This is a genomic window from Bradyrhizobium sp., from assembly GCF_035273305.1.
Taxonomy (GTDB): Bacteria; Pseudomonadota; Alphaproteobacteria; order Rhizobiales; family Xanthobacteraceae; genus Bradyrhizobium.
In genome coordinates this window covers 1-9,044 of record NZ_DATEPI010000071.1, presented here as the reverse complement: position 1 = coordinate 9,044, position 9,044 = coordinate 1, and the positions used below count along the sequence as shown (strand labels likewise).

The window sequence follows — 9,044 nt, the reverse complement described above, 5'->3', positions numbered from 1 at the left end:
GCGATCAGGATAGAAATGGAGGACATTTGCGACAATCCGACCGACATCATGATTTCGGTTCAGCCCGAAGGTGACAGTTGGACCGCAAAGATCGTGCAGGAAGGATCGGAAGATGATTCCGAGCGCCGTCAAATGATCGAGCAGATCGCCGCGCGTCTCAAAGCCGAATATGATTTGAAGGGCTGATCAGGCGTCCAATACCGTTTCACGCTGTATTCTGCCTGTGGCTTGCTCCTCATCTCCCTTGCGGAATCGCGGCGCTTTGGTTCATGCTGGCGACATGCCGTTCGGCATCCCGCCGTCGGCGCAAGACGGGGGTGTACGTCATGACGATGAAGACGTTTTTCACGATCCTCGCTGTTCTCGCCCTGATCCACGGTATCGGGTTTGTACTGGCGCCCGAAGAGGTAGCCGCCAGCTATGGACTGGCCAATTCACCGTCTTCGGTACTCCTCGCACGATTGTTCGGCGCCGCACTGCTGGGGCTGGGCCTGATTTTCTGGTTTGCCCGGGACAGCTCCGCCGAAGCGCTGCGTGGATTAATGATTGCAACCGTCGTCGGAAATGTCGTCGGCCTGGTGGTGGTTGTGCTGGGGACCATCGCCGGCACGCTGAATTCAATGGGATGGATCGCAGCCCTGATCTACCTGTTTGGAGCGGCCGGCTGTGGCTACTACCTGACGCGTTCGCCGCAATTGTCGGCGCGCTAGCGTAACAGCCAACCGCCGCGCCTTCGTCCGGCGCCTGTACCGCGCCGGCGCTGGCGCGTCTTTGGCCAAGGAAATGCGTCAAGCAATGCCTAGCATTGCGATGCTTGACTTTGGATTGCCGGCCGCCGGCTGCGCCGCTTTCAAGCCAGCGTAAAAATTGCTATCGCTCAGGCCGGCACGGGACGAAGATCCCGGCGCATCGGATCGGGAGGAATTTCAATGAAAAAACTCGTTGTTTGGATCGCAGCCCTTACAGTCGGCGTGCTCGGTTCGATTGCCGCGAATGCGCAAAGCATGACCTTGACCAGCTCCGACATCAAGGACGGCGGCACAATCGGCAACGAACAAGTATTCAAGGGCTTCGGTTGCACCGGCGGCAACATCTCTCCGGCGTTGAGCTGGAGCGGAGCGCCCAGTGGGACCAAGAGTTTCGCTGTGACCATCTATGATCCGGATGCGCCGACCGGAAGCGGCTGGTGGCACTGGGTGGTGTTCAACCTGCCCGCGAGCACGACATCGCTGCCCAAGGGAGCCGGAGACGTGAAGAAGAAGCTGATGCCGAAGGGCGCAATTCAGAGCCGTACCGATTTCGGATCGGATGGCTATGGCGGCCCTTGCCCGCCGCCTGGCGATAAGCCGCATCACTACCAGATCACGGTTTTCGCGGTGGATGTCGACAAGCTGCCCGATGCCAAGGATCATTCCGCGTCGGCCGCGCTCGTGGGGTTCGATCTGCACTTCCACAGCTTAGGCAAGGCGACCTTGACCGGCATGTACGGCCGCTGAGCGCCCTCGTGAAGCAAGCGCATCCTGCCTGTCGCGGGATCACTGTTGCGCACATATCTGCGAACACATCATCGCCGGCCACATGGTCGGCGACGATGCTTTGCGGATGCTTGCCTCGTCCGCCCCACAGCTTTCAGCTGAAACAGGCGTGTTGTTACCGCGCTGATCGGGTCAGCGCCGCCGCTTCACCCTGGGTTTGGTAACTTTGTCGGCCGGGCTGGCCGTCGAGCCGGCCATTTCCTGAGCCCCGCCTAACAGTCTCGTGTTGAGACTGCCACCCGCAACCAGCATGTCATCGAGCGCTTCGCTGATGTCTTCGGACTCGACCGTCGCGCCGCCGTCTCGAATGATGCTCGCTTGTGCGATGCGCCGCATCATTTCCTTCATGAACGCGGCGCTGACGCCGTTCGTCCGTTGCGCTGCCTCGGCTACCACGGCGTCGCCGAGCGGCAGCGCGCTGCCGTAGAGTTTTACAAGTTTCCTGCGGCCGGTTTCGTCCGGAGGCGGCACCTCGATCGCCTGGTCGATACGGCCGGGCCGGCCCGCCAATGCGCTCTCAAGTGTTTCCGGCCGGTTGGTGGTGAGGACGAACAGAATATCTGCGTCTTCCTTTAATCCATCCATCTGATTGAGAAGATCGTTGAGCAGCGCCTCTTCGCAAGGCCCCATTTCGTTTCGATCGGACGCAATCAGATCGACGTCTTCGATCACCACCATCGACGGCTGCAACAGCCGCGCAAGGTCCATGTACTGGTCCAGCATCGTGATCTGCGCTGCTGTCATGATGATGGTTGTGTGGCCGGGAAGGTTGCTCGCCAGATAGCGGATGGTGTGGGTCTTGCCGGTTCCGGGTGGCCCGTACAGCAGAATACCTTTGCGGCAGGATTGCCCGAGCTGGCGAAGTTGGGCACGCCGTCCCACAAAGCTCAGGACGTTGCGGTCGAGCAGCTTCAGGGTGGCTTCCGGCAGGATCACATCTTCGCGTTGCACCGCTGCCAGTTTGTGGACCATGATTCCTTTCGAGCTTCCGTGGTAATCCGAAGCGCTGTCGAGCGAGAGGATCTTGCCGCGATAGCACCGGGCAGCGTTGACGGCGCTCGCCAATTCGGAAAAGCACCGGCGCACGAACTCCGCTCCCGCCGCGCCTGCGGCCAAAACGATCTCGACGCGGATGCCCGATTCACGGCTGTACTCGCGGTGGGAAGAGAGAAGCACCGCGTAGCGCAGGCCCTCGGCTTCGCAAAGCCACAAGCCATTTTGCAGACATTTCACCGGGGAGCTGTCGCCAATATCGACGTCATGATACTGCGCCGGCGCGATGCCGGGGGATTGGTGGTCATCTCGGCTTAGCGCCGCGATGGTCAAAGTCTCGTAACGCTGCCGCTCATGGATTCCGAAAAACCGGATCGGCGATGCCGAAAACATCCGGTCAAGCGCGGTTTGAACGTCAGCACGCATATGACCGGGAAACTGTCGCGAGCTCGCAACCAGCTGATCCCGCGGTATGCCGACGAAATGCCAACCCAATGCTTCGCAGGCGTAGTCGAATTGCTTGTCTGGGGCCTCTTCAGCTTGCTTGCTTCGCACCTCATCGATGCAGTCGTCACAGACGACGGCAACGAGCGAGAGCAGCTTGCCGTTCGAAAATGCTCCGCAAACTTTACAGCAGCCGGGCTTCGCCGCATCATGGGCCGAAATGGCTTCTGTCGTGATCAGGAGCGGATGGCCTGCGGCGTGGATGCGCTGCCGAGCCGTTACGAGCACCTCGTCGGCGGCGTCACGCGAATAGGTCCCGCACAGGGCCTGCCCGTACCTGTCGGTCGTTTCGGCCAGGTTGTCCGCCTTGGCGAACGGGATCTTGAAAACCGAATGCAGAAGATCGACGACGAAATCGCCCGGCGTTTCGTCGTCGCCATGAATGAATACCTGAACGTGGCTGGCCTCGGCGGAAGCATCGGACATGAGAATACCTGCGTCTGGTTGTGTGATATGACATTTACTCGCGAAACGAGAATAGAACCAAAGAAGAACAAAAGTCACGCGAGAATTTTGCAGGGACGTGCGGTCCGTCGTGCCCCAGCCGAGCGTCGCTTAAATTTAACTAGCAAATACATTATCTTACAAAGCGCGAGGCAAAAGCTCGCACGCGCTTTCCAGCCCCATTTTGCCTGACGGTCAAATCGATCCGGTTTGGCGGTCCAGCCCTGCTTGCGAAAATATTTCCATTCTCGCCTGGCCCAAATCAAAATTATAAGCCTCGCCGTCCTGCTCCAGACGAGGGGCGTTGCGCAACGTCACGGAGCGCGGTGCGGGATGCGATGGATGCTGATGTGCTGCGGACGAACAGCGCGTGAGGCGGACGGCGAAGTCGTGTGGTTCTGACGCCTCGATGCTGGCGTCAAGTTAGTGAGAGGTATCTCACTGGCGACGGTGACAACCAAGCCCGATCACCGGGAAGATCACGAAGGAAACCGTTAACACCATTGCGCGGGGAATGCCGGGCGTATCCGGCGTGACCGTGGTGACTTACTCGTATGCTTTTTTATTTTGCATGCGAGGCTGCGGGTGCATCGAGCGCCCGGCATTCCCTGCGCCCTCTGATGTTCAGGTGCGCTTTACGTTTATCAAAACTCGCGCGGATCACGCGGCGAGATCGCGGCGGTGTGAGTAACCCCACCCGACGCTCGCGCCACCCTCCCCATAAAGTAAAGGGGAGGGATGAAGAGAGCTACGACGAGCCAAGCTCGCTTTTTCTTATCCCTCCCACTTGTGGGGAGGGATAGCAGATCGTGAGCGGAGCGAACGATGTGCAGGGTGGGGGGCTGCTTCCGCGAACATGGTGTTTGCGCAACGCCATCCGCTGCCAACCCCACCCGACTGGCCTTCGGCCAGCCACCCTCCCCACAAAAGTGGGAGGGATAAGAAAAAGCGCGCGTCGCTCGGCTCCACTCCGCAAAGGAGGAGGAATTGTGGGAGTTGTCTGCGCCGACCGCGGTTGAACGGGCGGGCGCAACCGTGCAAGGCTACTTCAACACCGCAATCAGACCCGACCTTCGATGACCATACCATCCGTCACTTCCGCGCAAGTCCGTTCCGCGTTGCTGCTGCGCGATGAAATCGCATTGCTCGATGTGCGGCACGAGGCCGCTTATGCCACCGGCCATCCATTGTTTGCCGCCAATATGGCGCATGACAGGATCGCACTCGAAGCCGAAAGCAGACTACCGCGCAAGGATGCGCCGGTGGTCGTTTACGATGCCGGCGACGGTCTGGTAGCGCAGGCTGCGGATCGCCTGAAAGCGTTGGGGTACACAGACGTTCGTCAACTCGATGGCGGATTGCAGACTTGGCGGATGGCGGGTTACGAACTGTTCCAGGATGTGAATTCCTATGCCAAGGCCTTTGGCGAATTGGTCGAGTCGCGGCGGCATACGCCCTCGTTGGGCGCCGACGACGTCGCCGCGTTGATTGCCCGTAACGCCGATATCAGGGTTCTCGACGTTCGGCGGTTCGACGAATACGCGACCATGAACATCCCGGGCTCCGTCAGCGTGCCTGGGGCCGAACTGGTGTTGCGCGCGGGACGTCTCGCGCCGGATCCCGACACCACGATCATTGTGAACTGTGCCGGCCGCACTCGCTCGATCATCGGCGCTCAGTCGCTGATCAATGCCGGCATTCCAAACAAGGTGGTGGCGCTGAGAAACGGGACGATCGGTTGGACGCTTGCGAACCATGAACTCGAGCACGGTGCTGACAGGCGCGGCGATGTCGGGCTGTTCGAGGGCGCAAAAGCAAAGGCGCGCGAAGTTGCTTATCGCGCCGGCGTTCGGCACCTGGACTTAGAGGAGGTGAGGGCGCTCGAGGCGCAGACTAACCGCACACTCTATCGGTTCGACGTTCGCCCCAGCGAGGATTACGCGGCCGGCCACATTCCAGGGTTTCTGCACTATCCGGGAGGACAGCTTGTCCAGGAGATCGACATGGCAGCGCCAGTGCGAGGGGCACGCATCCTGTTGACGGACAATATGTCTGTTCGCGCCGAGATGACGGCGTCCTGGCTCTCGCAAATGGGCTGGGACACATACGTGCTCGATGGTGGTTATGATGGCGCGCTGGAAGTCGGCCCGCCGCAACTGTTGCCCAAGCCCGATCCCGGGCATCGCTACCGCCGTCCTTACGAGGGCACCAATATCGATACTGACGCGATGCAGGCCTATCTCGATTGGGAATATGGCCTGGTCGAGCAGCTTCGGCGCGATGCGACCCATGGATTCCTTGTGATCTAATGCCGGGCCATCGGATCATGATCTCATCCACTTGGTTGAACATGACCTTGGGCAAAGCCTGTTCGCCATTAGCTGCCACTGTTGCTTGATGCTCCGATTGAGGTGACGACCTATGCCCGCTTTCCCGTCTTCCACGACCGTTCTTGATTCTTTTCTGTTTCGGAATGCCTTCGGCACGGCCCCAATGCGACAGGTGTTTTCGGATTTCAGCTCGCTTTCCCGTTACGCCGAGGTCGAGATCGCGCTGGCCAAAGCCGAAGCGCGCTGCGGCGTGATTCCGGCGGAGGCCGCGGAAGCGATTGCAGAACGCACCAACGTTGCGGCGCTTGACTTCGATCTCCTGCGTCGCGAGACCGATATCGTTGGCTATCCGATCTTGCCGCTGGTTCAGCAGATGGTGAAGCAATGCGCCGAGGCCGGTCGTTACGTCCACTGGGGGGCGACGACCCAGGATATCATGGACACTGCTCTAGTCCTGCAAATGCGTGCGGGCCTCACGATCATCGAGCAGGATATCTCTACGCTGCGCGGCATTCTCGCCGATCTGTCCAGACGCTATCGCGATAGCCCGATGGCGGGTCGCACGCATTTGCAGCAGGCGCTGCCGGTGACGTTCGGCTACAAGACCGCGATCTGGCTGGCAATGTTCGACCGCCATGCCGAACGTCTTCAGCAATTGAAGCCGCGTGTTCTGGTGGGCCAGTTCGCCGGCGCCGCCGGCACGCTTGCCTCGCTCGGAGATAAAGGTTTCGACGTGCAGAAGGCGCTCTGCCGCGAACTCGGTCTCGGCATTCCCGTTTCCACCTGGCACGTCGCGCGCGACGGCCTCGCCGAGGCGGTGAACTTCCTCGCACTGTTGACGGGCTCGCTCGGAAAGATCGCGCTCGACATCATGATCATGGCGTCTACGGAATTCGCCGAAGTTTACGAGCCGTTTGTAAAGGGCCGCGGCGCTTCTTCCACCATGCCGCAAAAACGCAATCCGATCTCCGCCGAGCTGATGCTGGCGGCCTCCAAGGCTGTGCGCCAGCACGCTGGCCTGATGCTCGATGCGACGGTGCAGGATTTCGAGCGTGCGACGGGACCATGGCACGCGGAATGGATGGCGATTCCGGAGAGCTTTGTGCTCACGGCCGGAGCGCTTCACCAGGCGAAATTTGCGCTGGAGGGTTTGATTGTCGATGAGAAACAGATGGCGAAAAATCTCGGCATCAGCCGCGGCCTGATTGTGGCCGAGGCGGTGATGATGGGGCTCGCCCCTGAGATCGGTAGGCAACAGGCGCATGACGTGGTTTACGACGCCTGTCGCCTCGCCAATGACAATAACATGACGCTGGCCGATGCGCTCTCGGCCGATCCGGAGGTTTCGGCGCGCATTGATCGCGCAACCATCGAGCGCCTGACCTCGCCAAACAACTATCTCGGCCTCGCGCCTGAAATGGTGGATCGCGTGCTGGCAGCGTCACCTCGTTGAGCTTTCGGCCAGTTTGCTTATATCTGCCCCGAACATTAGATCTGAGGAATCCCATGACCGTCCACGAGCGCAATCTTTCGGCGTCAATCGACCCGGTGAAGCTCGACCGCCTCGCCGAAGTGGCAATCCGCGTCGGGCTTAATCTACAGCCGGGACAGGACCTGTTGCTGACCGCACCCGCGGCGGCGCTGTCGCTGGTGCGTCGAATTGCGGAACATGCGTATCGAGCTGGCGCCGGACTGGTGACACCGATCCTGTCCGATGAGGCTGTCACGCTGTCGCGTTATAAGTTTGGTCGCGACGACAGCTTCGATCGCGCCGCCGGCTGGCTCTATGAGGGGATGTCGAAGGCGTTCGCCGCCAACACTGCCCGGCTCGCCATCGTCGGTGACAATCCAATGCTGCTCTCCGGCGAAGATCCCGCCAAGGTCGCGCGCGCCAGCAAGGCCAATTCGATCGCCTATCAGCCCGCACTGGAAAAGATCGTCAATTTCGACGTCAACTGGAACATCATCGCCTATCCAAGCCCGTCCTGGGCCAAGCAGGTTTTTCCGGCAGACGAAGAGCATGTTGCGGTCGCAAAGCTTGCCGACGCAATCTTCGCCGCTTCGCGGGTCGACAGTGATGGCGCGGTCGCGGCATGGCAGAAACACAACGCCACGCTGCGCAGCCGGACAGAATGGCTGAACGGGCACCGCTTCAGCGCGTTGCATTATTCCGGACCGGGGACCGACCTGACCGTCGGTCTTGCGGACGGCCATGAATGGGAGGGCGGCGCCTCAGAGGCCAAGAACGGAATCATCTGCAACGCCAACATTCCGACCGAGGAGGTTTTCACCACGCCGCATGCGCGACGCGTCAGCGGGCACGTGATCAGTTCCAAGCCGCTGTCGTACCAGGGCTCGCTGATCGACCAAATCGCGGTGCGGTTCGACGAAGGACGGATCGTCGAGGCTAAAGCTGCGCGCGGCAAGGAAGTGCTCAGGAAGGTGCTCGATACAGACGAGGGCGCGCGCCGGCTGGGCGAAGTCGCGCTTGTGCCGCATTCTTCCCCGATCTCGAAAAGCGGACTTCTGTTCTTCAACACACTGTTCGACGAGAACGCCGCCTGCCACATTGCCCTCGGCCAATGCTACTCGAAGTGCTTCGTGAACGGCGGCAAGCTGAGCGCCGAGCAGATCGCGGCTCAGGGCGGCAACAAGAGCCTGATTCACATCGACTGGATGATCGGCTCGGATCAGACCGATATCGACGGCATCCATGCCGACGGGCGGCGAGTGCCGGTCTTCCGTAAGGGCGAATGGGCGTGAAGTCCGCGGGCGAAATCGGTCAGCCGGCTCGCGCGAACTCGCGAAAAGCTTGCCAACACGCATAGATAAAGCCGAGGGCTGTCGCGCTCCACGCCGCGAGTGCCACCCACATCATTCCCTGCGACATCAATTTGAGAGGAGGAAACTCCGCCGCGAGCGACAGCCGCAGGGTCGCCACCGCGTACATGCCGAGCGGGAACACGAGGCTCCAAAGCATCGGGGTGTAGCGTAGCGGCACACTTCGGATGCCGTGCTTCCATATTCCAAGCATCAGCAGCAAAGGTATCCACCATGTCGCCCAAGCCCACATGAGGAGTGTAACGCCATCAATCAGTGGCCGCATCGATTGCAGAAAGGACACGTCAGTGTCGGCGAGGATGAGTGTTGATCCCGCGTTCGTCGTGATCGCAGCGGCTCCCATGACAACCCACAAAACCGGGGTGATATCCTCGGGGTCGAGATCGGAGAAGAAAAT

Annotated in this window: 7 protein-coding genes and 1 pseudogene; 6 read left to right on the top strand and 2 right to left on the bottom strand. The window is 60.4% G+C overall.

The features are described from left to right. The 3 genes from VJV58_RS04730 to VJV58_RS04720 all read left to right on the top strand — a co-directional run. A partial coding sequence (locus VJV58_RS04730) for a hypothetical protein (protein WP_324136185.1) occupies positions 1-186 on the top strand: 186 nt, incomplete at its 5' end. 140 nt (positions 187-326) lie between these two features. After that, the gene (locus VJV58_RS04725; RefSeq protein ID WP_324136184.1) at positions 327-710 is read left to right on the top strand and encodes a hypothetical protein; all 384 of its coding nucleotides are present in this window, start codon (positions 327-329) and stop codon (positions 708-710) included. A gap of 219 nt (positions 711-929) precedes the next feature. Next, positions 930-1,496 (top strand): YbhB/YbcL family Raf kinase inhibitor-like protein, encoded by a 567-nt coding sequence (locus VJV58_RS04720; protein WP_414641403.1) that lies wholly within the window; start codon positions 930-932, stop codon positions 1,494-1,496. A 171-nt stretch (positions 1,497-1,667) separates the two neighbouring features. On the opposite strand, the gene VJV58_RS04715 is transcribed toward VJV58_RS04720, so the two are convergent. Then, complete coding sequence (locus VJV58_RS04715; RefSeq protein ID WP_324136183.1) at positions 1,668-3,458, bottom strand: ATP-dependent Clp protease adaptor ClpS; 1,791 nt, start codon at positions 3,456-3,458, stop codon at positions 1,668-1,670. Positions 3,459-4,552: 1,094 nt separating this feature from the next. Between VJV58_RS04715 and VJV58_RS04710 the strand changes: the two genes are divergently transcribed. The 3 genes from VJV58_RS04710 (at position 4,553) to VJV58_RS04700 (ending at position 8,569) form a co-directional block, all read left to right on the top strand. Then, on the top strand, positions 4,553-5,785 hold the full coding sequence (locus VJV58_RS04710) for a rhodanese-like domain-containing protein (RefSeq protein ID WP_324136182.1): 1,233 nt from the start codon (positions 4,553-4,555) through the stop codon (positions 5,783-5,785). 112 nt (positions 5,786-5,897) lie between these two features. Then, positions 5,898-7,259, top strand: coding sequence for an adenylosuccinate lyase family protein (locus VJV58_RS04705; RefSeq protein WP_324136181.1), 1,362 nt, complete (start codon positions 5,898-5,900; stop codon positions 7,257-7,259). Between the two features lie 53 nt (positions 7,260-7,312). Next, on the top strand, positions 7,313-8,569 hold the full coding sequence (locus VJV58_RS04700) for an aminopeptidase (protein WP_324136180.1): 1,257 nt from the start codon (positions 7,313-7,315) through the stop codon (positions 8,567-8,569). Positions 8,570-8,588: 19 nt separating this feature from the next. Here VJV58_RS04700 and VJV58_RS04695 read toward each other — a convergent pair. Then, positions 8,589-9,044 (bottom strand): annotated as a pseudogene (locus VJV58_RS04695) (tellurite resistance/C4-dicarboxylate transporter family protein); the annotation flags it as partial.